Below are 22,804 nucleotides of genomic sequence, written 5' to 3'. Positions count from 1 at the left end.
GACCACCCGTGTCGGCTCTGTCGCTGACCGCCTGTCGGGTCAGTCGTTGAGGACGCGGGTCACCGCGAAGATGGCGAGGACGGTCACGAGACCGAAGCCGACGGCAACACCGAGGCCCTGCGAGGCGTCGCCGAAGAACACCGCGATGGCGGCGAAGACGGCGATGCCGTAGCCGCTGGCCGCGCCGGCGGCGACGACGTTCGCTCGGTTCATGCGTCTCCGTACGCGCCCGCGATGCCTGAGCGTGACCCCCCGCGATTGTGGGTCGTGACGGGGTCGAAGTCGGGGCCGGGGCGAGGGTCGGCTCTCACTCGGGCGGTGCGCGCGCGGTCGGTCTGGCCGGGGTCGGTGACGAGTGGGAGGGAGTCGTCGCAGTCGGGAACCATCACGGCTAATGTGGCACCGCCGAACGTATCAAACTGTTCGCTCGCGAGCCGGGACCGGCGTTAGTTCCCGCCGCCGGAGTCCTCGGCGCGCTCGACGGCACACCCGAGCGATTCGAGCTTCGTCGCGGCCGCCGCCACGTCGCCCTCCCGGACGAGCACGTGGTCGGTCGAGTACGCCGACAGCGCGAACACCGAGATATCTTCCGCGGCGAGCGCGCCCGCGACCCGCGCCAGAAAGCCGACGAGTTCGAACGGCAGGACCATCTCGAAGGTGAGTCGCTTCCAGCCCCGCTCGATTTCGACGGCCGCCGCCTCGTCGACGCGTCCCTCCTCGACGACGACAGTCGTCTCGGTTCCGTCTCGAATCGTCGCGAAGGCGTCCGGGTCACTCCGTTCGGTCTTGACGACCGCGTAGGTCGCCGCCGAGACGGTCACGGTCCCGCCCTCGAAGAAGTCGCTGGGGTCCATGCGTCTCGGGGTCGCTCCGGCGAGGTAAGCGTAGCGACTGGCGACGCGGTCGACGACTCCGGTTCAGCGTCTGGCCGACAATCAGCGACTTTCGACGGACGCCTCACTACCGTTCGGCGTACTTCCGTCGGACGCTCCGCGCCCGACGACGTTCGCCTCGCTATCTCTCGGCGTACCACGTCGCGAACTTCGCTAACGCCCGCCCGCGATGGGAGATGCCGTTTTTCTCCTCGGCGCTCATCTCCGCGAACGTCGCGCCATCGTGTTCGAAGATGGGGTCGTAGCCGAAGCCGCCCTCGCCGCGCGGCGGGACGATGCGGCCGTTGACGCTTCCGGTAAAGAGCTTCACCGGGAGCGCCTCCGTCTCTTCTGCGTCCTGTTCCGCGCCGCGTGCGGCCGCCACGGTCCGGTCGTCGCGGTCTATCGGGTCCGGACTCGCCTCGAACGGCTCGCCGTCGCAGTACGCGAGGACGCAGCGGAACGAGGCCCGGCGGGGCTCGTCGAGCTCGGCCGCGGCCAGTCGGTGAACCGCCTCGACGCCGAGGGTGTCTTCGACGTACGAGGAGTACGGGCCGGGAAAGCCCTCGAAGCCGTCGATGAAGAGGCCGGCGTCGTCCACGAGCACCGGCTCGTCGGCGTAGCGGTAGGCCTCGCGCGCGCCGTGGGCCGCGATGGGGCCGAGGTCGGACGCCTGCACCTCGGTGTAGTCGAAGTCGAGTTGGGTCACGTCGTCGTCGAGGTACGAAAGCGCCTCGCGGACCTTCCCCGCGTTCGTGGTGACGTATCGGAGCACGTCCGGCCCTCCGCGGGCGGACGTGGAAAAGTCGTCGGTGTCGGTCGCGTCGCCTCAGTCGACGATGACTTCGACGGGGCCGTCGTCGGCCTCGGCCTCGTCTTCCGTCTCTTCCGCCTTCTGGCGCTCGTTCCAGAGGAGGCCGCCGGCGACGAGGAGGACGACCCACGACCGCCAGCTCGCGAGGTTCAGCGTGTAGCCGATGCCGAACGGCTTTTCGACCAGCATGCCCTTGCCGGGCTGCCAGTACGACGAGAGCAGTCGGCCGGCGCTCGGGCGCTCGAAGTTGTACGGGATGCCGAAAAGCGTTCCGCGCTGCGGTTTGTCTGCCATGTGTGACGGATACGCCGGCTCGGGATAAATCGTTTTGGCCTTCCGACGAGTTCGACGGCGGCCTACCGGTACCGGCCGCGCGACTCGACCTCGCGCAACCGGGCGATGACCTCGGCCGAACCGACGGCCTCGTAGCCCGCTTCGAGCGCGTCGATGAGCGGGTCGGCGTCGGCGGCGGTCCCCTGGACGCTCTGGGCGAACACGTGGAGGTCCATCGCGTGGTCCTCGACGTGGCCCGTGTGGAAGCCGAGGCCGAAGTCGATGAGATACACGCGCGGGTCGCCGTCCGGCCCCGTTCCGACACGGACGTTCCGCGTCGTCGGGTCGCCGTGGACGATACCGGCCTCGTGGAGTCGCGCGAGGTACTCGCCGACGACGCGGACGGCCTCGGGGTCGAGGCGCTCCGCGAGGTCGGCATCGCCGACCCGCTGGAACGCGATGACCCCGTCGACGGGGTCTATGTCCTGAATGACGGGCGTCCGAACGCCGGCGCGCCGGGCGTCGCTCGTCAGCCGCGCCTCCGCCTTCGTACGCTCGCGTCGGAGCCTGTCGTCCAGTTCCGGGTGGCGGTACGTCTTCGGGACGCGCCGCTTGACGACCTCCTCGGTACCGATGTCGACGGTCGCCTCGGCCCCGCGAATCGCGCCGTCGTCGGTGTAGGCGCGCGCGACCGACTCGTCCGCGCCGCGCCACGTCACTTCGACCTGGTCGGGGCGGAAGTTCGGGTCCACGGTCGATTCCTCGACCGCGAGCGTGTCGCCCGCGGCGAGCATCCGCGCGCCGAGGGCGGCTATCATGCCGGCGTTGTCGCGGAGGAACCGCGGTTCGGGCGCGTGGAACTCCGCGCCGCGCTGGTCGCACATCTCCGCGAGCATCTCGCGCAGGCGGGCGTTCTGGCCCACGCCGCCGCCGAGGACGAGTTCGTCCGTCCCCGTCAGCGACAGGGCGCGCTCGGCCACCTCGGTGAGCATGGCGAAGACGGTCTCTTGGAGACCGGCGCAGATGTCGGGGACGGGCGTGCCCGCGTCCGCCTCGTCCTTCGCGGCGCTCATGATGCCGGAAAACGAGAAGTCCATCCCTTTGACGACGTACGGCAGTTCGACGTAGTCGCCGTCCTCCGCGGCCGCCTCGACCTTCGGGCCGCCGGGGTGGGTCCAGCCGACGTGGCGGGTGAACTTGTCGAGGGCGTTGCCGACGCCGGTGTCCATCGTCTCGCCGAGGACGCGGTAGCGGCCGTTGTGGTAGCCGAGCAGGTGGGCGTTCGCGCCCGAGGCGTTCAGACACACCGGCGAGTCGAAGCCGGACTGGTAGCGGCCGATTTCGAGGTGCGCGACCATGTGGTTGACGCCCAGCAACGGCACGTCGAGCGTCTGGGCGACCGAGCGGGCCGCGGTGCCGACGATGCGGAGACACGGCCCCAGACCGGGGCCGCGAGAGAAGGCGACGCCGTCGACGACGGGGCCGTCGCCGTCGTGTCGCGCCGCGGCGTGTTCGAGCGCGGTCTCGACGACCTCGGGGATGGCGGTCCCCATGTGCTCTGCGGCCTCGCGCGGGTGGATGCCGCCGCTGTCGGGCTGGTAGGGGTCAGATTCGATGAAGACGTGGTCGACCGCGGGGTCGGGCGTCCGTCCGGTACCGGAGCGGAGCGCGTCGGGGTCGTCGGTCTCGAAAACCGCGGCGCTCGCGGCCCACGCTGTACCTTCGATTCCGAGAATGCGCATCGAGTGTGAAGAAACGGCGGTCGGAAGCCGAGACTACGCCTCTTCGGCTTCGACTTCGGCGTCGGTAATCTTGTTGCGCTCGAGCATGTGGTCCTGCTCGACGTCGCGCGCGAACTCGGGGCTCTCGTAGACCTTCGCGTAGCCCGCGGTCTTGCGCATGCCGAACTTCGTGTCGAGTTCGTGGACGACGACCTCGTCGGAGTCCTTGTTCAGCTTGGCCGCGAGCGAGTCGCGGACCGACAGACGAGAGGGCGTCGCTTCCTCGTGGACGATCTCGAATCGAACGTCCGTCCGGTGCAACATGGGGTTCTCCTCCTCGGAGATGATTTCGATATCCATGGTTCAGTTACCCGTAATTCCCTCCGAAGCAAGTAAAAGGATTTCGAAGGGACGAGCGCGCCCGCGTCTCAGGCGTCGATGGGCGCGACGACGGCGTCGAAGTCGCCGTCGAACCGCGCGAGGAGGTCCCGCATCTCGCTTTTGGCCGCGTCGGTGACGGCGACGCGGACCATTCCCTCGTCAGGCTGGCCGTAGACGACGGTCGAACCGACGGGCGCGGCGAGCACCGCCGGGAGCGTGGCGAGGTCCTCTTCGCCCTCGACGAGGAGCGTCGTCGGCTCGGGGTCGTCGAGCGCGGCCACGAGCGCCTCGACGAGGGCGACGGAGACGGTGCCCGGTTCGTTTTCGACCTCGACGAGGCGGCCGGTCTCGACCGCCCGCCGAATCTCCTCGCCGACGGCCTCGCGTTTCGTCTTGCCGTCGACGACGGCCACGTCCGGCGGGCGACCGGCGCGGCGGAGGTGGAAGGTGACGACGTCGCCGACGGCGACGAGCGGCGCGTCCGCGTCCTCGCTGGATGCGTCTGCCAGCAGGTCGTCGGCCTCGGCGTACACCGGGCCGAACGGCTCTTTGAACGCCGCCCGAAGCGCCGTCGGCAGGGTGAGCATGCTCAGCGGACCCTCAGCGGACCTTCAGCGCGTAGCCGCCGGGTTCGGTGACGTTCATCTCGGTGGCGATTTCGCTGTCTTCGGGATGGGTGATGACGACGTAGCCCGCCCAGTCCTCGGTGAGACTGCTCGACCCGCAGTTCTCGCAGGTCTGTTTGTCCGGGTCGTTGACGAAGTGGCACTCGCGGCAGGCGAGACGGGGCTTCGCCATCAGTTACCCTCCGCCGAGGCCTCGCTCTGCTGGCGCTTCGATTCGAGCCAGCCGTGCTTGCCGAGCCCCGGCTGTTTGGCCGTGAGGCCGATCTTCGAGTCGCGCGGGTTGCGCTCGTCGATGCTCTTGGTGACGATGCGGGCGCGCACCTCGTCGTCGACGGCGAGCGTCTGGTTGGACTCGGTCGACGCGAGCTGCTGGTTCTCGCCGTCGTAGGCGAGGTATTCGTCGGATATCTGCGAGACGTGCAGCAGCCCGTCGACCGGGCCGATGCCGACGAAGGCACCGAACTCGACGACTTCGACCACGATGCCGTCGACGACCTCCTGCATGTCGGGGTCGTAGGTGATGGCGTCGAAGTCGGCCTCGTAGTAGACGCCGGGGCGGTTGGGCAGCACGGTGCCCTCGCCGATGTCGTTGACGTTCACGACGCTCACGACGCTCCCCACGTCCTCGTCCATCCGTCCTTCCAACTTGTCCTGCAACAGTCGCTTGACCCGCTCGGGCGTCACGTCGCCCAGGTGTCGGGGTGGGACTTCGACTGTATCTTTGAGTCGTACCCGTTTGTACATAGTTTCGTTAAGGTTCCGTGATTGCCAGCGTGGCGTGCCCCCGGATGCCGACGACGGGAATCCCGCAGTCGAGCACCCGGTCACGGAGGGGCTTGTCGTTCGTGACGACGTAGTCGACCTCGCCCGATTCGGCGAGTTCGACGACCGCGTCGTCGGCGTACGATTCCTCGGTTTCGACCGCCCGGCACCGGGTCGCCAGGTCCGCGCCCACGCTCGCCGCGACGCCTTCGGTCCCGCCGCCCGACGAGAGCTTCTCCAGCTCGTCGAGGACGGCCGTGGGGACCACGAGGTCCGCGTCGGCCGCGAGCAGCCGGTCGAGTTCGTCGAACACGCGGACGTCGAGTTCGACCGGCATCATGAGCGCGTTCGTGTCCATGACGACTACGGTGGCGGTCACGTCACTTGAGCGTCCCGATACCGATGAGCCGCCAGCGAGCGCCCACGCGGCGGTTGATGGCTATCTTCGCGCCCTCCTCGGCGCAGACGGGGCGCTTGAGCGAGACTTCCGCCTCGCCGCTTCGCGCGCTCGTCACCGCGCCGACCGTGGTCGCGGTGCCGACGGTGAGCATCAGGGGCTCGCCGGTGGATATCTCGTCGATACCCTCGCCTTCCTCGCCGCCGACGACGCGGTCGAGCAGTTCCACGTCCATGGTGAACTGCTCGCGCGTCGGCGGGAGCGTGCCGGGCTCGCCGGCGACCTGTCCCGCGAGCGCGTCGCCCTTCGTGAAGCTCGGGTCGAGACCGGTCCCGACGCCGCAGAGCCCGCCGGGGCGGACCTCGTCGACCATGTTGCCGCCCGCCTGGAGCGAGCGGATTTCGGTCGTGATGGAGCGCCACTCGGTCTGGCCCTCCTCGTCGACCTCGCGGCCGGGGCGGAGTTCGAGTTCGTCGCCCGCTTCGAGCTTGCCGGCGACGACGCTGCCGCCGATGACGCCGCCCGCGAGGCCGTCCCAGGTCGTCCCCGGGCGGTTGATGTCGAAGCTGCGCGCGACGTACATCTGGCTGTCTTCGGTCTCGTCGCGGTCGGGCGTCGGAATCTCCTCCTCGATGGCCTCGATGAGGAGGTCGAGATTGACCTCCTGCTGGGCGCTGATAGGGACGATGGGCGCGTCTTCGGCCACCGTACCCTCCACGAACTCCTGTATCTGTTCGTAGTTGTCGACGGCTCGCTCGCGGTCGACGAGGTCGACCTTGTTCTGCGCGATGACGATGTTCTCGATGCCGATGATGTCGAGCGCCATCAGATGCTCGGCCGTCTGGGCCTGCGGCACGTCCTCTGTCGCGCTCACGAGCAGGATGGCACCGTCCATGATGGCGGCACCAGAGAGCATGGTCGCCATGAGCGTCTCGTGGCCGGGCGCGTCGACGAACGAGACGGTGCGGAGTACGTCCGTCTCCTCGCCGTCTTCCGTCTCCTCTTCGACCGTGTAACACTCCGGCGCGTCAACGCCGGGAATCTGACGGAACGTCGCGTCGGCGTACCCGAGTCGGATGGAGATACCGCGCTTCATCTCCTCCGAGTGCTGGTCCGTCCACGAGCCGGACAACGCTTGAACGAGCGTCGTCTTTCCGTGGTCGACGTGACCGACGAGTCCGATGTTCACCTCCGGTTGTTGTGGGTTTTTCGTCACCATTGACCTCCTGAGAGTAATCTTGCGTGAACTTGGCTCCGAACGACTGATAAAGGTGCTGTTCTCGGAGCGGCGACGCTGTGGCCGCGTCGGGCGGTCACACACCGCGCGCGGCGATTCAGCGGCGTCTCCCGGTCCCGGTGACGGCTCGAAAAATGGGTGGTCGTGCCCCCCGGCACGACGGTTCGCGAACCGATTCGAGTAACCCCTCGAATCGCTGTCGGCTCCGGGCGTTGCCGGTTATTCGACGCCCGCGACGAGCGACTGAAGCTCCTCGCGGTAGGCGTCGGGCGTGAGGCCGAGGTCGATGTCGACCGAGACTTCGATGGCCTCGGTCGGCTCCTTGGTCACGCTGAGTTCGATGTTCTCGCCGGGGTGTGCGCCGCCGGCGACGAGAATCGTCCCGTCGTGCTCCCAGACGGCCAGCATCCCGCTGACGTCGAACTCCTGTCCCTCGATGGTGAACTCCTTTTCCTCGGTGAACGGGAACGTAATCTCGTCGAAGGCGATGGTGGCTTCGTACTCGGTCACGCGCGCCGACTCGCCGGTGTCGACCGTCGTCGACCGCGTGCCCGTCTGTTCGATGTCCGTGACATCCACGTCCTCTAACTGCCCCTCGTAGTTCGCCCGCGCGTGTTCTTCGACCACGTCGACGACCGTCCCGCGGGCCGCTTTCGGGAGGTTCGACAGGCTCGGGTCGAGCGTCACGCGCGTCGCGAAGAACAGCGAGAACTGCCCCTCGGCCTGTCCGAGCGTCTTCTCCTTCAGCGTCTCCGAGAGGTCCATGTCCTCGTAGACGAGCGTCTCGAACGCCGCGGAGACGCTCGCCGGGCCGACCGACTGCTCGAAGGCCGGGTCTAAGGAGTGTCCCCCGATGTACTCCCAGCCGCCGGCTTCGAGCGCCGCCTCGGGAACCTGCGGCGGTGCCCGCGCGGCGCTCGCGGTCATTCCGGAACTACAACCGGCGAGACCTGCGAGTCCCGCGCTGGCCGCGATTCCGAGGTACGCTCTCCGCCTGATACTGTGGGTTTCGTTGTTTTCCCCCTTCATCGGTCAGTACTGCCGCGCTCTGTCTCAAATAGGTACCCCCCCGAAAATCAGATACGAGAACACCGACACGACCCGACGGCCGTGGGAGCGACCTTTTTGCCGCTCCGCCACCGAGCGTGTCACGTGCCCGTTCCGGCGTCGTCGCCCTCGGAGTTCGCCTTCGAACTGGCGCTTTGCGCCCGCCTCGAACAGACGACCGACTGGCTCCCCGCGCGCCAACTCGGCGCGTCCGTCGCCTCGCCGGGGAGCCGCATCATCGACGTGTGCGCCGTCGTCCCGGGGCCGGGGTTCGACGACCGCGCCCGCATCACCGACCGCGCGATTCCCGCGGCGGCCATCGAGAGCGACGTGGGAGCCGGCAGCGCCGTCTTCTGGCGCGACGGCTTCGACTGCCACCCCGGTCGCGCCCGGCGCGCCACCGACCGCGCCGTCGAGGTCGGCTTCTTCGAGTCCGAGCGCCGCCGGAGCAGGGAGTACGTCCGCCGCGCCGCCCGCTACCCGGACGACTGGTTCGCCCGGCTCGTCGGCATCGAGAACAAACCCGACCTCGGAAGCCCCGGCGACCTGCTCAGACAGCTTCGCCTCGACGTGAGCCTCGCGGTCTTCGACGAAGTGATTCTCACGACTGAGAGCTATGTTACCGGCGCGCACCTCAACCGCATTCCGGAGGAAGTCGGCGTCTGGCGCTTCGACCCCGACACCGGCGACCGCGAGGTGGTCCGCGAGCCTCGCCCGCTTTCGCCCGACTCGACCGGCGTCGAACCCGTCGAGTACCACTCGCTGCACACCGACGTGGCGCTCGTCTCGCCCGCAGAAAAGCGAACCGCGCGCCTCCGACTCGCCGAGCGCGCCTACGGCAAGGGATGGCGCGCCTACGACCTGCCGGGCTGTGCCCGCGCCCGCGTCGACGCCGACGGCCGCCCGGTCTGCGACCACTTCGACCACGTCGTCGACCCCGGTTCGGAGTGCGGCACGGACTGCCCGGCGTTCGAGGCGGCCGACCCGCCCGAACTGGACCGCGACGGCCTCCGCGAGTCGCGGACGGACTGGGTCGCTGACCCGCCCGGCGCGGTCCGCAGACAGTCGGGACTCGACCGGTATCGCTGACGCCTCACTCCGCGTCCGCCCGCCGCTCCATGTAGTTCCAGTAGGCGACGAGCGCGACGCCGATGACGGCGACGAAGACGACTTGGACGACGACGCCGACGAGGTCCAGCCGACCCGTGTCGACGTACGTCAGGACGAAGTTTCCCGCGGCCGCGACGACGCCGGCGACCATGAGATATCTGAACGCCGTGTCCTCGGCGACGGCTCGCAGCTTCACAGGTCGTACACCTCGCCGTCGACCGCCAGCGGCTCTTCGAACGCCTCGTCGGCGGGATAGTAGTGGGCGACGTGGACGAGGCGGGTCTCGTCGGCGTCGAGTTCTTCGCCGAGCGCGATGGCCCCCTCGCGGGTCATGTGCTTCGTGCCGAAGGTCCGCGCGACCCCGTTTTCGTCGTAGTCGTCGCCGCCGATGGGGTGGTACTCGCAGACCGACGCGGGGACGATGGCCTCGGCGAGAAGCAGGTCGGGATTCCGGAGCACGTCGCGGGACGCCTCGGGAATCGCGTAGGTCGTATCTCCCGAAAGCGAGAGCTTCGCACCCGTCTCGGGGTCCTCGATGGCGACGCCGTAACAGACCAGCGGCGGGTGGACGACCGGCACGAACGTCACGTCGAGGCCGCAGGCGCGGAACGACTCGAACGGCGTCCGGTCTTCGACCGAGATGCGGTCGAGGTAGTCGAACTTCGAGCGAATCGCGTCGGCGACGCTCTCGCCCGTGACCGGGTCGACCTCGTCGGCCGCGTGGACCGCGAGGTCGTCGAGGAGGCGGTAAACGTTGCCGAGGCCGTCGAGATGGTCGAAGTGAATGTGAGTTACTAAGGCCTCGTCGGGAAGCGGCACGTCCTGCGTGAGAAACTGGTGGCGGAAGTCGGGGCTGAAGTCCACGAGGAGCGACTCGCCGGTCCGCTCGTTTTCGACGTGGACCGAAAAGCGCGTCCGCTCGATGCCTCGCTCGCGGGCCGCGAGGCAGGTCTCGCAGTCGCACCCGACGGTGGGCGTTCCGGTCGTGTCGCCGGTCCCGAGGAGGGTCACGCGCATTGATTCAACCACGGGGGCGGCGAGGTATAAACGTGGCCGACCGCGGCGGGCGCTCCCGTCGCCCGCCTACTGCGCCGCGCCGGCGTCCTTCTGCGTCTCGCCTTCGTGTTCGTCCGCGTGGTCGTGGTCGTGACTGTGGTCGTGACCGTCTCCGGACTCCGACCCCGCGACGAGTTCCGACGAGTCGGACATCATGTCGAGGTTCTTCAGGTTGTCGCGCTCTTCGAAGTCCGCGACGGCCTCGAGCAGGTCGTCCTGCGTGAGTTCCATCCGCTCTTCGGTGAGCGCTTCGAGGACGGCCTCGCGGAGGACGAGTCGGAGGTCGGAGCCGGTCAGGCCCTCCGTCACGTCCGCGATGGCCGAGGGGTCGAACTCGTCGATGTCCATCCGGTTCGTGATGACGCGGAGGATGTCGGCGCGCATCCCGCGGTCCGGCTTGGGGAAGTTGACGATTTCGTCGAAGCGCCGCCACGCCGCCGAGTCGAGCTGGTCGGGGTGGTTGGTCGCGCCGATGAGGATGACCTCGTCGCGAATCAGCGAGATGTCGTCGATGCTCTTGAGCAGCGTGTTGACCGCGCGCTTGAGCGCCGCGTGCTCGTCCGACCGGCGGGTCTTGGCGACCGAATCGAACTCGTCGATAAAGAGGATACACGGCGACAGGCGCTTCGCCACCTCGAACGTCTTCTCGACGTTCTTGGCCGTCTCGCCGAGGTACTGGCTCGTAATCATCGAGAGCTTCACCTCGACGAACGGCAGGCCGAGTTCGTGGGCGAGCGCCCGCGAGACGGTGGTCTTGCCGGTCCCCGGCGGTCCGACGAACAGGATTTTCCCGATTTCGCGGAGGCCGATGTCCGCGAGGTACTCGCGGTGTTCGATGGCCTTCATCAGCTTGTGAATCTCGCCCTCTTGGTCCGTCGTGAGCACGAGGTCGTCGAGCGTCATCTCGATTTCCTCGGGCGCGCGGACCTGCACGAGGTCGAGCATCTCGGCGTCGTCCTCGTCGTCGAAGTACTCGTCGAGCAGGCTGTCTATCCACACGCGGTCGGCGTGAATCGGCCGGGTCTGTTCTCTCGCGTCCGCGTGGGTCACGTCCACGTCGTCGCGGTCCTCGACCGACTTGGCGACCGTCGGGTTCGTCACGAGCCGGTCGTAGTCGGCCCGCTTGACGAACCACTCCAGCGCCATCTCGGGTTGGGTCAGCGAGAGACGCCCGGAGAACTCCTCACGCTGGGTGAACATGAGGTCGGAAATCGCGTCCCAGGGGTGTTCGACGCCGGTCGCCTTCCGCGCGACGGACTCGGTCACGACGAGCGGTCGCTCGATGCCGGCGGCCGACGAGTCGTCCTCGTCGCCGTCGTCCTCGGCGTCCGCCCAGAAGACGCGTCGATACCGCGGGGGAAGGTCGTTTTCGTCAAGCGTTCGGTCGTCAGTGTAGAGGTGGGCCGTCAGCAGAAACTCGACAACCTCGAGCGCCCGTTCACTCATCCCCCAGAAATTGCCCGGGGAGACGCATAAGAGCGTCGGAGCGCCGCCGGGTGCCGCGCGCGACCGACCGGCCTCGATGGCACGGAACGCGGTCCGGAACCGCCGTCAGACATTAATTTCAGAAAAACAATCAAAAAACATATTTTAAATTGGGGGATTTACGCGATTATATTCCTTTCATTCGATTGTATATTGTGTCTTTATTCGGAACACGTGGGGAAAAATATCCGTTATTAAACGATTAGGTCTTTATGGTTATCTTCCGCCACTGTGAGCCAAGAAAGTGAAATGATATTCACGAACGGCACGGGATATATGCCCGAATGCGGTACATTCGACGCGAGCGGTGGGTGGTGAGTCGCGTGGCGAAACAAGTCCCCACGACCTGCATGCGCTGTGCGGTCGGCTGTGGCCACGTCCACCTCGGCTCCGATACGGCGTACGGTCTCGACGCGGTCCGGGGCGACCCCTCGCATCCCGTGAACAACGGGCTGGCCTGCGGTCGCGGCATCCGCGAGTCGGCCGACCCCGACGGCTCGTGGCTCACGCGACCGCTCGTCAGGGAGAACGGCGAACTCCGGCAGACCTCGTGGTCGGACGCGCTTTCGCGCGCGGGAGACGCTATCAGCGACGCGATGGCCGACGACCCCGACGAGGTCGCCGTCCTCGGCAGCGGCCAGCAGACGAACGAGGCCGCCTACGCCCTCGGAAAACTCGCTCGCGGCGGTATCGGCACCAGACACTACGACGCGAACACGACGCTCTGCATGGCGAGCGCGGTCACGGCCTACTACCGCGCCTTCGGGAGCGACGCGCCGCCGCCGACCTACGACGACATCCCCGAGGCGGAGACGCACCTCGTCTGGGGGGCGAACCCGGCGGTCGCCCACCCCGTGATGTTCCGGTGGATTCGCCAGTCGGCCGACGACGGCGACCTCGTCGTCGTCGACCCCGTCGAGACGAAGACCGCGGGCGTCGCCGACGACCACGTCGCCATCGACCCCGGCGGCGACCTCGCGCTGGCGCAGGCGATTCTCGGACACCTCGTCGAGACCGACCGCGTTGACGAGGCGTTCGTCGAGGAACATACCGAGGGGTTCGACCGCGTCGTCGACGAACTCCCCCCGGTCGAGGAGGCGGCGTCGGAGGCCGGCGTCACCCTCGACGAGGTCGAGAAACTGGCGTCGCTCCTCGACGCGCCCACGCTCGTCTACTGGGGCATGGGCGTCAACCAGAGCGTCCGGGGCACCGCGACCGCCGGCGCGCTCGTGAACCTCTGTCTCGCCTCCGGCAACCTCGGCCCCGGGTCCGGCCCCTTCTCGCTCACCGGGCAGGCGAACTCGATGGGCACCCGCGTGGTCTCCTCGAAGGGGACGTGGCCCGGCCACCGACCGTTCGAACACCCGGACCACCGCCGGACCGTCGCCGAGGCGTGGGACGTGCCCGTCTCTCGACTCCCCGACGACAACGGACCCGGGCCGGTCGGCATGTTCGAGTCGTCGCCGTCGGTCATCTGGACCGTCGCCACCAACCCGCTCGCGGGGTTCCCGGACGCCACGGCCGCCCGCGAGGTCCTCGACGACTCGTTCCTCGTCGTGCAGGACGCCTTCCGGTCGGAGACGGTCGAACTCGCGGACGTGGTGCTCCCCGCGGCGACGTGGGGAGAGTCCGAGGGGACCACGATGAACATGGAGCGGACGGTCTCGCGGGTCCGCCCGGCCACGGAGACGCCGCCGGGCGTCAGACAGGACCTCGACATCATCGCCGACGTGGCCGCCCGCGTCGCGCCCGGGTTGCTCCCGAGACCGTCGGTCTCACCGAGCGAACTGTTCGACGAGTTCGCCGCCCTCACCGAGGGCACCGACGCCGACTGCTCGGGGCTGTCGTACACGCGACTCGACGGCGAGCGCGCTGTCCGCTGGCCCGCGCCGGACCCGACGAGCGAGGGCGGATACCGCTACTACGACGACGCCGACGGGGAGTCGGACGACCCGACGTGGTCGTTCCCGACGGCGTCCGGGAAGGCCCAGTTCAGCGCGCTCTCGGGGTCGTCGCTCCCCGAACCCGCCGACGAGTCGTACCCGCTGACGCTCACGACCGGCCGCGAGGCCGACGGGTACAACACCGGGGTCCGCACGCGGAGCGACACGCCGGACCAGCCGGTCGCCCGCGCGCATCCCGACACTATCGACGCGCACTGCGACGCGGTCGTCGACCCCGAGGGCGACCGCCGAACCACCGTCGTCTCCCGTCGGGCGTCGGTCCCGGCGACGCTCGACCCCGACGACGCCGTCCCGCCGGGCCTCGTCTGGCTCTCTATTCACCATCCCATGACAAACCGACTTACAAGCCCTGCGGTCGACCCGCAGTCGAACGAACCGAACTTCAAGCAGTGCGCCGTCCGCCTCGAACACCCCGAGACGACAGCCGCCTCCGACCGCCTCGCCGCCGAGGTGAGCGACTGATGGCGTTCGTCGCCGCCGGCGGACGGTCCCGCGAACTCGAACCCACCGCCGCCTGAGAATGGCAGACGCGTCGCACCCACACCTCGACACCGGCCGCGCGGGCATCATCCTCGCCGGCGGCCGCTCGACCAGATTCGGCGGCATCGACAAGGCGACGGCTACGGTCGGCGGCCAGCCCATGATTCACCGGGTCGCCGCCTCGCTCGACCCCGTCGTCGACGAACTCGTCGTCAACTGCCGCGCCGAACAGCGCGACTCCCTCGCCGGCGCACTCTTGGACTTCGATATCCGGTTCGCGGAGGACTCGCATCCCGACCGAGGCCCCGTCTTCGGCCTGCGAACCGCCCTGCGGGCGACGAGCGCCGAGTACGCGGCGGTCCTCCCGTGCGATATGCCGCTCGTCCCGAGCGGGTTCATCTCGCACCTCTTCGGCCGCTTGCAGGGCAGCGCCGGCGTCGTCCCGCGGGTCTCCGAGACGACCCAACCGCTCCCCGCGGTCGTTCACTGCCGCGCTGCCGAAGTCGCCTGCACCGACACTATCCGCGACGGCGACGAGCGCCTCCAGACCGTGATGTCCGCGCTCGACGTGACCGTCCTCGACGACCGCGAAGTGGAGGCTCACGCCGGGACGCACGCGTTTCACAACGTGAACTCCTTCGACGACTTGCGCGCGCTCACCCCTCGCCGGTGAGCCGCGTTCGAGGCATATACTACACTATCGTTCATTATGATATATTTAGATTGTCGAATAAACAGCCGGATTTCTGCCCAGAATATACCCTTATATTCGGAATATTTGGTTATAAAATGGACGAATAGTGAACATGTGGCCTATTTCTACACATTATCAACGAATACGCTTATCAACTTCTATCGAGTCGTGTTATCACGAAACATGACCAAGTTCGCAACCAAACGCACACGGATAGTGGACGATTGCCCACTGGTGGTCGGTAATGGCGAGTAAGAAGGAAGCCTGGAAGTCGGAGCTCTACGGCGATGCGGTCCGCGACAAAATCGAGGAGTTCGCGGAAAAGGGGGTTGACGCCATCCCCGAAGAGGAGCGAGACAAGTGGTTCACTCGCTTCAAGTTCTGGGGCGTCTTCCAGCAGCGGACGGGTCAGGACTCGTACTTCATGATGCGGCTGACGAACGCCAACGGCGTCCTCGAACCGGGGCAGCTTCGCGCCATCGGTGAGGTCGCGCGCGACTACGCCTCCGGCCCCGTCGAGAACCCCGAGTTCGGAGACGCGTGGATCGACCTGACGACCCGCCAGTCGATTCAGCTCCACTGGCTCGAACTCGAAGACATCCCCGAGGTCTGGGAGAGGCTCGAAGCGGCGGGCGTCTCCTCGCGCTCTGCGGGCGGCGACACGATGCGGAACATCACCGGCTGTCCGGTCGCCGGCCGCGACAAGCACGAACTCGTCGAATCCCAGCCGCTTCTCGACCGCTTCCAAGAGGACCTCCGCGGGAACGACGCGCTGTCGAACATGCCGCGGAAGTTCAACATCAGCGTCACCGGCTGCCGGGAGGGCTGCGCGCAGGACTCGATAAACGACGTGGGGCTCGAACCCGCGACCAAAGAAATCGACGGCGAGACCGTCACCGGCTTCAACGTCCGCGTCGGCGGCGGCCTCGGCTCCCGGAAGCCGCGCGTCGCCCGCGACCTCGACATCTTCGTCGCCGACGAAGAGCGCGCCTACGAGGTCGTCCGCGGCTTCGTCGAACTCTACCACGAACACGGCAACCGCGACGTTCGGGCCCGCGCCCGCAGTCGCTTCTTCGTCGACGAGTGGGGCACGGAGAAGATTCGCGACCTGCTTCAGGAGGAGTACGTCGACTTCGAACTCCGGTCTGCGGGCGAGAACATCCGCGACGAGTACACCTACAACGCGGGTCGCCCGGAGTCCGACGGGAAACACGACCACATCGGCGTCCACGAGCAGGCCAACGGCGACTACTACGTCGGCCTCAGCGTCGCGGTCGGTCGGCTCACGGCGTCGGACGCCATCGAACTGGCCGACATCGCCGACGAGTACGGTTCCGGCGAAATACGGCTCACTCGCCGCCAGAACCCGCTTCTGATGGACGTGCCGGAGGAGAAGCTCGACGACCTGCTCGCAGAGCCGCTCCTCGGCAAACACACGCCCGTCCCGAACCCGTTCCAGCGCGGCACGGTCGCCTGTACCGGCACGGAGTTCTGCTCGCTCGCGCTCACGGAGACGAAAGCCCGGACCGCCCGGATGCTCCGGTGGCTCCGCGACAACGTGGACGTGCCCGACGACGTGAGCCAACTGAAGATTCACTACTCCGGCTGCACCGCCGACTGCGGGCAGGCGAACACGGCCGACATCGGCCTGTTCGGCATGCGCGCCCAGAAGGACGGCGAGATGGTCGAGGCGATGGACATCGGCGTCGGCGGCGGCATCGGTGAGGAGCCGTCGTTCGTCGACTGGATTCAACAGCGCGTCCCGGCCGACGAAGTGCCGGGCGCAATCGCGTCGCTCGTGGAGGCGTTCGCGGAGCGCCGCGAGCCCGGACAGACGTTCCGCGAGTGGGTCGACGCCGAGGGGACCGAGGCGGTCACGGAGTACTGCGTGCCCGAGGAGACGGAGTTCGAAGCGCCGTACATGCACGACGCGAAGCAGTCGTGGTACCCGTTCGCCGAGGACGAAGCGCAGTCCGAACAGGCGGTCACGAGCGACTGAGCATGACCGAACGCAGCGCCCACGACGACCCGGCTGACGACGCCGAGGCCGCCGGCGACGCCGACACCCGCGTCGACGACGCGCCGTTCGAGCACGCCTCGGCGGATGTCGCGCCGGAGCTCTTCCCGGCGGAACCAACGGCTGCCGACGCGGGTACCGGCGGAACCCCCGGTCGGCCGGACAGCGACTCCGCCACCAGTTCCTGAGTTCCGAGAGTCGGGCCGTCGTCTCCACGTTTCCGCTCTCTCGGCGTTTTTCGACCCGATGAACAACTCGTCACGACGAATAGCGAGTTCTAAACTATTTATGGTGTTCGAACCCCGATGCTGTGCCATGCCAGAGCCAGTCATCGCGGCCGCGTACCGCACGCCGTTCGGTAAGGCGGGCGGCGTGTTCGAAGACGTTCGAAGCGAGGACCTCTCGGTCACGCTCATCGACCACATCCTCGACGAACACGACGTCGGCCCCGACGACGTGGAGGACCTGATGTGGGGCGTCGCCCAGCAGCGCGCCGAACAGGACAACAACGTCGCCCGCGTCATCGCGCTCCTGTCGGCCCTCGGGGAGGGGACGCCCGCGACGAGCATCAACCGCTGGTGCGCCTCCTCGATGCAGGCCATCATCTCCGCGTCCGACGCCATCGCCGCCGGTAACCGCGAGTGCATCGTCGCCGGCGGGGTCGAGAGCATGTCCCGCGTGCCGATGGACGGCGATTCCTACGAGCACCTCCACCCCGAACTGAGCGAGCAGTACAACATCTTCCAGTTGCAGATGGGGATGACCGCAGAGAAGGTCGCCGAGGAGTACGAGGTCTCCCGCGAGGCCCAAGACGAGTTCGCGTTCCGGAGCCACCAGCGCGCCGCCGAGGCGACCGACTCGGGTCGCTTCGACGACGAAATCGTCCCGGTCGAGACGGCCGACGGCGTCGTCACCGAGGACGAGGGCATCCGCCGCGACACCTCGATGGAGATTCTCGGCGGCCTCGACCCCGCCTTCTCGGGCGACGGCTCGGTCACCGCCGGCAACTCCTCGCAGATAACCGACGGCGCGGCCGCCGTCCTCGTCACCAGCCGCGAGTTCGCGGAGGACCGCGGCCTCGACGTGCTGGCCTCGGTCGGCACGAACAACGTCGCCGGCGTCGACCCGACGGTCATGGGCATCGGCCCGGTCCCGGCCACCCGCGGCCTCCTCGACCGCGCCGGCACCGACATCGACGACTACGGCCTCGTCGAAATCAACGAGGCGTTCGCCAGCCAGTGTGAGTACTCCCGGCGCGAACTCGGCATCGACGCGGACAGCCTCAACGTCAACGGCGGCGCAATCGCGCTCGGCCACCCGCTCGGGGCGTCCGGCGCGCGCCTGCCGGTGACGCTCATCCACGAGATGCAGAAGCGCGACGTGGACCGCGGCCTCGCGTCGCTCTGCGTCGGCTTCGGTCAGGGCGCGGCGATAGAGTTCAGCAGATAGCTGCGGGCTCGGCTGCTTTTTGTTTTTCCAGCCCTCCGAGACGCATCGTTGCTCCCCGCCCGATATATGTCACAAACGTCCGTGCCAATTCCGTCACGTTCATACTCCCGTCGTCGAGAGTATCTCGGTGATGAACCTCACGACGACCGCCCTGTCGGGGGCGTTGGCGGCGCTGGTGGCGCTGGTGGCGGCGGCCGCCTCCGCGGGATTCGGATTCGTTTCGAGCCCCGCTCCCGGCGCGTCCGTCTGGGTCGTCCTCGTCGCGCTCACCGCCGGCTACTGGGCGGTGTTCGTTCGGTGGGCCCGGCGCTGAGCGGTCGGGGGCGACGCGAAAAACCGAACGAGCGCCGGGCGGCGAGAGCCGCTATTCGGGGTTGACTAGCTCTTCTGCGTCCCGGACGGCCTCGCGCTCGCCGATGATGGTGATGCGGTCGCCTTCCTGGAGTGTGTACTCCGCGTTGGGGACCGTCGTGTCACCGTTCCGCGAGACGAGCGTGACGAGACAGCCGTCCGGCAGTTCGGGTCCGACCTCGCGGATGGTCCGACCGATGAGTCGCTCGGCGGTGACCTCGACCTCTTGGACGTCGCCGGAGCGACCGATTTCGCCCATCCAGTTCGACATCGACGGGCGCTCGATGTAGTTGTCGAGCGCCTGCGCCGTGGCGATGGTCGACGAGATGGTCCGAACGCCGAGTTCTTCGAACGCCTCGACGTTGTCGGGGTTGTTCGCCCGCGCGAGGACGCTCTCGGGGTCGAACTTCGAGTTCGCCAACTGCGCGACGAGCAGGTTCACGTCGTCGTCGCCGGTCGCGGCGACCACGAACTTGGCGTTCGCGGCCCCCGCGGAGCGTAAGACGCTCGTGTCGGCTCCGTCGCCGTGATGGACGGTAAAGCCCATGTTCCGGGCCGTCTGGACTACTTCTTGGTCCTGCTCGATGAGGACCACGTTCTCTCCGCGGTCTGCGAGGCGTTCGGCGAGCGCACGGCCCACTTTCCCGCCTCCGATGATGAGTACACGCATTGGGATGACGTCGAGATATTCTGCAATCCGGCGAGCGAGACCGGCCTCGAAGACGACGGTCGTCAGGATGACGAGGAACACCGTGCCGACGAGAATCGAGGCGCTCTGGTTCAGCGCGGCGGCCTGCTGGGTCATTCCCTCGGCCGCCAGTCGCGTCGCCTCCTCCTGCAGGGCGATAGCGAACAGCGAGGCCACGGACGCGGGGATGATACCGCGCGGGCCGACGAAGCTCATGAAGAGCTTCTCTTCTCTCGTGAAGCGGTCGCCGCGCGCCGAGACGAAGACCAAAAACGGCCGAATCACGAGCGCGACGGCGGCGACGACGGCGAGGCCGCCGACGCCGAGATTCAGGAGGTTCTGGAAGTCCAACAGCGCCGCGAGGGCGATGAAGACGAACGACAGCACGAGCAGCGTGATGTCGCCTTTGAACGCCGAAATCTCCTCTTCGTACGGCACGTCCGCGTTGCCGAGGAGGATGCCGGCGGTCGCCACCGCGGCGATGCCGGCCTCCGTGGCGACGTAGTCGGCGGCCGCGTAGGACACGAGCGCGCCGGCGAGGACGAGCAGGCGCGCGTTCTGCGGCGCGTTCCCCGGCGAGAGGTCGACGTACCGGAGCGCGTAGTACAGCGACCCGGCGACGATTGCACCCACGATGACGCCGACGCCGAGGCGCTCGGCGAACAGCGTCACGAGGGCGTCGGGACTACTGACGCCTTCGAGGATGGCCTCGAAGATGACGACGGCGACGATGGCCGCCGTCACGTCGTTGACGATACCCTCCGTGTCGAGCGCCGCGCCGACCCGGTCGCGGACCGGGACGACTTCGAGAATCGGCGCGATGACCGTCGGTCCCGTCGCGACGAGGAGCGCGCCCACGAGGAACGACACCGGCCACGGCGCGCCGAGCGCGTAGTGGACGACGACGCCCGTCGCGACGAACGAGATTATCGCGCCGACGGTGACGAGTCGGAACGTCGCGGCCGGCGCTTCCCGTAGCTTGTCGATTCGAAGGTGGAACGCGCCCTCGAAAACGATGATAGCGACCGAGAGACCGACGATGGCCTGTAGTGCGTTCCCGAACGAGTCGGGAGAGATGACGCCGAGGACCTCCGGGCCGAGCAGGATGCCCGACGCGATGAGGAACACGACGCTGGGGACCTGAAAGCGGTCCGAGAGCACCTGCGAGACCACGCCGATGCCGATTATCGCGGCGACGAGCGGGATGAGGTTCGCCCCTCCTGCTGCGGCCACTTATATCGCCTCCATGGATTCGGTTCATGTGACGACGGAAGATAAAACCATACATCTCGGGCGGTATTTCCGCGGCCTTGTGGATACGTATGCCCGCAAAACGCTCGAAAAAGTTTAGGCTGTCAGATTTCACTGGGTCGCATCCCGCTCGCGACTCCGTCGCTCCTCGGTCCCGCGGTCCTCGTCGTAGATGAGAGACACCTCGTCGGCGTAGCGGTCGAGGATGTTCCGGCGCTTTTTCTTCATCGTCGGCGTCATTAGGTCGTTGCCCTCCGAGAACTCCTCGGGAACGACGCGGAACTGCTTGATTCGCTCGTAGGACTCGAAGTTCTCGTTGGCCGCGTCCACCTCGGCCTCGATGCGCTCGTACACCCGGTCGTCGCGGCAGACGGCCTTCGGGTCGTCCGGGAGGTCGATGCCCTCCTCGGCGGCCCACTCCCGCAGGCCGTCGAAACTCGGGACGATGAGCGCCGAGACGAACTTGCGGCCGTCGCCGAGGACCATGCACTGCTCGACCACCGGCGAGGAGGCGAACGCGTCCTCGATGGGGCCGGGCGCGACGTTCTTCCCCGTCGAGAGGACGAGAATCTGCTTGGCGCGCTCGCGGAAGGCGATGTAGCCGTCGGGCCGGCGTTCGACCACGTCGCCGGTGCGGAACCAGCGTCTCCCCTCGTCGTCCTCGACGAACGCCGCCTCGGTCTCCTCGGGGTCGTTCCAGTACCCCTCGGTGACGCTCGGCCCGCGGACGAGCAGTTCGCCCACCTCGCCGCCCGCCTCGCCGAGTTGGTCGCCGACGACGGTCGTGTCGAGTTTCGTCTCGACGTTCCGAAGCGGATAGCCGATGGTGCTGATTTTCGGCGCTTCGGGTGGGTTGACCGAGACGACCGGCGAGGTCTCAGTGAGGCCGTAGCCCTCGTAAATCGGCAGGCCCATCGCGTGGTAGAGCGCGCACAGCTCGGCCGAGAGGCTCCCGCCGCCGCTGATGAAGAAGTCGAGATTGCCGCCGAGTGCGTCGCGCACCTGCCCGAACACGAGGCGGTCGGCGAGGCGGTGTTTCGCGGTGAGCAGGTAGCCCGGCGCGTCGGTCGTGTGGTACGCCTGCCCGACGCCGACGGCCCACTCGAAGACGCGCTTTTTCGCCGGCGACTCGCTGGCCTGCGCCCGAATCGCGTCGTACAGCTTCTCGTACACGCGAGGGACGCTCGTCCCGACCGTCGGCCGGACGAGTTGGAAGTCCTCGCGGAGCGTGTCGGGACTTTCGGCGTAGGCGACGGTCGCGCCCGCCGCGAACATCATGAAGTGGCCGGCCATGCGCTCGAAGACGTGCGCGAGCGGCAGGAACGACAGCGCCACCGCGTCGGGACCGATGACCGGGGTATCGCCTTTGTCCGGGCGCGGACCGAAGCGTCGATAGCTCTCGTTGACGTTCGACCGGAAGTTCCAGTGGGTGAGTCGGACGCCCTTCGGCTGGCCGGTCGTCCCCGAGGTGTAGATGAGGCTGGCGAGGTCCTCGGGGTCGCGCTCGTCCAGCCACGATTCGTAGGCCGCCTCGTCGTACGCTTCCTCGCCGCGGCGATACAGTTCCCCGAGCGTCAGCACGTCCTCGCGGTCGTCGTGGCCGTCGTACTCGTCGACGACGACGATAAACCGCAGGTCCAACTCGTCTTCGACGGCGAGCACGCGCTCCAGTAGCGCCTCGTTTTCGACCACGACGGCGTCCGCGCCCGGGTCGGAGAGCAAGTACTGCGTCTGTCGCTCCGACGACGAGGTGTACACCGTGGTGACGACGCCGCCCGCGCCGAGGACCGCGAAGTCGGTCTGCGCCCACTCCATGCGCGTGTGCGAGAGGACGCCGACGCGGTCGCCGCTCTCGATGCCGAGGTCGCGGAACCCTGCCGCGAGGCGGCGGACGATGCCCCGCATCTCGTCGTAGGTCAGGCCGGCGTAGTCGCCGTCGGGGGCCGCCGGAACGACGCCCTCAGCGACCAGTGACCGCCGATAGACGCCGCCTTTGTATCGCTGCGCGACCCGCGAGGCGTTCCGCGAGGCGCTCGCTTCGAACATCCGTGGGAGGGTCGTCCGCTCGATGACAGGGTCGTCGAACGCCGCCTCCGCGTCCCGCCAGTCCATGTCCTGTTAGTTGTCAT

The 22,804-nt window shown here is 67.8% G+C and carries 24 protein-coding genes; 7 read left to right on the top strand and 17 right to left on the bottom strand.

Annotation, left to right across the window (positions count from 1 at the left end; all coding sequences use genetic code 11):
- Nucleotides 1-39 precede the first annotated feature (39 nt).
- The 12 genes from DVK03_RS20105 to DVK03_RS13700 form a co-directional block, all read right to left on the bottom strand.
- The gene (locus tag DVK03_RS20105) at nucleotides 40-213 is read right to left on the bottom strand and encodes a hypothetical protein (protein WP_004041771.1); all 174 of its coding nucleotides are present in this window, start codon (nucleotides 211-213) and stop codon (nucleotides 40-42) included.
- Nucleotides 214-446: 233 nt separating this feature from the next.
- Complete coding sequence (locus DVK03_RS13750) at nucleotides 447-854, bottom strand: ACT domain-containing protein (protein ID WP_115803261.1); 408 nt, start codon at nucleotides 852-854, stop codon at nucleotides 447-449.
- Nucleotides 855-1,014: 160 nt separating this feature from the next.
- Entirely contained in the window at nucleotides 1,015-1,647 is a 633-nt protein-coding gene (locus DVK03_RS13745) for a non-canonical purine NTP pyrophosphatase (protein ID WP_004062997.1), read from the bottom strand.
- A 54-nt stretch (nucleotides 1,648-1,701) separates the two neighbouring features.
- Nucleotides 1,702-1,980, bottom strand: coding sequence for a DUF5808 domain-containing protein (locus tag DVK03_RS13740; protein ID WP_004041775.1), 279 nt, complete (start codon nucleotides 1,978-1,980; stop codon nucleotides 1,702-1,704).
- A 62-nt stretch (nucleotides 1,981-2,042) separates the two neighbouring features.
- Nucleotides 2,043-3,701: a bifunctional N(6)-L-threonylcarbamoyladenine synthase/serine/threonine protein kinase gene (locus DVK03_RS13735; RefSeq protein WP_115803260.1), complete on the bottom strand. Its 1,659-nt coding sequence runs from the start codon at nucleotides 3,699-3,701 to the stop codon at nucleotides 2,043-2,045.
- Between the two features lie 33 nt (nucleotides 3,702-3,734).
- Nucleotides 3,735-4,040, bottom strand: a complete 306-nt coding sequence (locus DVK03_RS13730) for a 30S ribosomal protein S24e (protein WP_004041777.1) — start codon at nucleotides 4,038-4,040, stop codon at nucleotides 3,735-3,737.
- 68 nt (nucleotides 4,041-4,108) lie between these two features.
- On the bottom strand, nucleotides 4,109-4,648 hold the full coding sequence (locus DVK03_RS13725; RefSeq protein WP_115803259.1) for a GTP-dependent dephospho-CoA kinase family protein: 540 nt from the start codon (nucleotides 4,646-4,648) through the stop codon (nucleotides 4,109-4,111).
- Nucleotides 4,649-4,661: 13 nt separating this feature from the next.
- Nucleotides 4,662-4,859: a transcription elongation factor subunit Spt4 gene (spt4, locus tag DVK03_RS13720; RefSeq protein WP_004041779.1), complete on the bottom strand. Its 198-nt coding sequence runs from the start codon at nucleotides 4,857-4,859 to the stop codon at nucleotides 4,662-4,664.
- The gene (locus tag DVK03_RS13715) at nucleotides 4,859-5,431 is read right to left on the bottom strand and encodes a DNA-directed RNA polymerase (RefSeq protein ID WP_004041780.1); all 573 of its coding nucleotides are present in this window, start codon (nucleotides 5,429-5,431) and stop codon (nucleotides 4,859-4,861) included. Before DVK03_RS13715 ends, spt4 begins: the two co-directional genes overlap by 1 nt.
- Before the next feature lie 7 nt (nucleotides 5,432-5,438).
- Nucleotides 5,439-5,807, bottom strand: coding sequence for a hypothetical protein (locus DVK03_RS13710; protein WP_004062994.1), 369 nt, complete (start codon nucleotides 5,805-5,807; stop codon nucleotides 5,439-5,441).
- Between the two features lie 22 nt (nucleotides 5,808-5,829).
- Nucleotides 5,830-7,065, bottom strand: coding sequence for a translation initiation factor IF-2 subunit gamma (locus DVK03_RS13705; RefSeq protein ID WP_115803258.1), 1,236 nt, complete (start codon nucleotides 7,063-7,065; stop codon nucleotides 5,830-5,832).
- A gap of 237 nt (nucleotides 7,066-7,302) precedes the next feature.
- On the bottom strand, nucleotides 7,303-8,010 hold the full coding sequence (locus tag DVK03_RS13700) for a hypothetical protein (protein ID WP_004041783.1): 708 nt from the start codon (nucleotides 8,008-8,010) through the stop codon (nucleotides 7,303-7,305).
- 225 nt (nucleotides 8,011-8,235) lie between these two features.
- Between DVK03_RS13700 and DVK03_RS13695 the strand changes: the two genes are divergently transcribed.
- The gene (locus tag DVK03_RS13695; RefSeq protein WP_115803257.1) at nucleotides 8,236-9,219 is read left to right on the top strand and encodes a DUF5787 family protein; all 984 of its coding nucleotides are present in this window, start codon (nucleotides 8,236-8,238) and stop codon (nucleotides 9,217-9,219) included.
- Between the two features lie 4 nt (nucleotides 9,220-9,223).
- On the opposite strand, the gene DVK03_RS13690 is transcribed toward DVK03_RS13695, so the two are convergent.
- The 3 genes from DVK03_RS13690 to DVK03_RS13680 all read right to left on the bottom strand — a co-directional run bounded on the left by DVK03_RS13690 (nucleotide 9,224) and on the right by DVK03_RS13680 (nucleotide 11,742).
- Entirely contained in the window at nucleotides 9,224-9,436 is a 213-nt protein-coding gene (locus DVK03_RS13690) for a hypothetical protein (RefSeq protein ID WP_004062991.1), read from the bottom strand.
- Nucleotides 9,433-10,257, bottom strand: a complete 825-nt coding sequence (locus DVK03_RS13685) for an MBL fold metallo-hydrolase (RefSeq protein ID WP_115803256.1) — start codon at nucleotides 10,255-10,257, stop codon at nucleotides 9,433-9,435. The genes DVK03_RS13690 and DVK03_RS13685 overlap by 4 nt, the downstream gene beginning before the upstream one ends.
- A gap of 66 nt (nucleotides 10,258-10,323) precedes the next feature.
- Complete coding sequence (locus tag DVK03_RS13680) at nucleotides 10,324-11,742, bottom strand: ATP-binding protein (RefSeq protein ID WP_115803255.1); 1,419 nt, start codon at nucleotides 11,740-11,742, stop codon at nucleotides 10,324-10,326.
- A gap of 323 nt (nucleotides 11,743-12,065) precedes the next feature.
- On the opposite strand from DVK03_RS13680, the gene nasA reads away from it, so the two are divergent.
- The 6 genes from nasA to DVK03_RS13650 all read left to right on the top strand — a co-directional run bounded on the left by nasA (nucleotide 12,066) and on the right by DVK03_RS13650 (nucleotide 18,698).
- Nucleotides 12,066-14,207, top strand: coding sequence for an assimilatory nitrate reductase NasA (gene nasA / locus DVK03_RS13675; RefSeq protein ID WP_115803254.1), 2,142 nt, complete (start codon nucleotides 12,066-12,068; stop codon nucleotides 14,205-14,207).
- 58 nt (nucleotides 14,208-14,265) lie between these two features.
- Nucleotides 14,266-14,898 (top strand): molybdenum cofactor guanylyltransferase, encoded by a 633-nt coding sequence (locus DVK03_RS13670; protein WP_004062986.1) that lies wholly within the window; start codon nucleotides 14,266-14,268, stop codon nucleotides 14,896-14,898.
- 265 nt (nucleotides 14,899-15,163) lie between these two features.
- Nucleotides 15,164-16,918: a nitrite/sulfite reductase gene (locus DVK03_RS13665; RefSeq protein WP_115803253.1), complete on the top strand. Its 1,755-nt coding sequence runs from the start codon at nucleotides 15,164-15,166 to the stop codon at nucleotides 16,916-16,918.
- A gap of 2 nt (nucleotides 16,919-16,920) precedes the next feature.
- Nucleotides 16,921-17,124 (top strand): hypothetical protein, encoded by a 204-nt coding sequence (locus tag DVK03_RS13660; protein ID WP_115803252.1) that lies wholly within the window; start codon nucleotides 16,921-16,923, stop codon nucleotides 17,122-17,124.
- Between the two features lie 127 nt (nucleotides 17,125-17,251).
- Nucleotides 17,252-18,385 carry a thiolase family protein gene (locus tag DVK03_RS13655; protein ID WP_115803251.1) on the top strand — a complete coding sequence of 378 codons (1,134 nt, stop codon included), beginning with the start codon at nucleotides 17,252-17,254 and terminating at the stop codon, nucleotides 18,383-18,385.
- Between the two features lie 130 nt (nucleotides 18,386-18,515).
- Nucleotides 18,516-18,698: a hypothetical protein gene (locus tag DVK03_RS13650; protein ID WP_115803250.1), complete on the top strand. Its 183-nt coding sequence runs from the start codon at nucleotides 18,516-18,518 to the stop codon at nucleotides 18,696-18,698.
- A gap of 51 nt (nucleotides 18,699-18,749) precedes the next feature.
- Here DVK03_RS13650 and DVK03_RS13645 read toward each other — a convergent pair whose 3' ends face one another.
- Together DVK03_RS13645 and DVK03_RS13640 are read right to left on the bottom strand one after the other, a co-directional pair.
- Nucleotides 18,750-20,657, bottom strand: a complete 1,908-nt coding sequence (locus DVK03_RS13645) for a cation:proton antiporter (protein ID WP_004062981.1) — start codon at nucleotides 20,655-20,657, stop codon at nucleotides 18,750-18,752.
- Nucleotides 20,658-20,786: 129 nt separating this feature from the next.
- Complete coding sequence (locus tag DVK03_RS13640) at nucleotides 20,787-22,787, bottom strand: long-chain fatty acid--CoA ligase (RefSeq protein ID WP_115803249.1); 2,001 nt, start codon at nucleotides 22,785-22,787, stop codon at nucleotides 20,787-20,789.
- Nucleotides 22,788-22,804: the final 17 nt, after the last annotated feature.

It is taken from the genome of Haloferax sp. Atlit-109R (genome assembly GCF_003665865.1).
In the GTDB taxonomy this organism is placed as follows: domain Archaea; phylum Halobacteriota; class Halobacteria; order Halobacteriales; family Haloferacaceae; genus Haloferax; species Haloferax volcanii.
The sequence above is the reverse complement of the archived record's forward strand: the minus strand, read 5'-3'. Positions and strand labels throughout refer to the sequence as shown.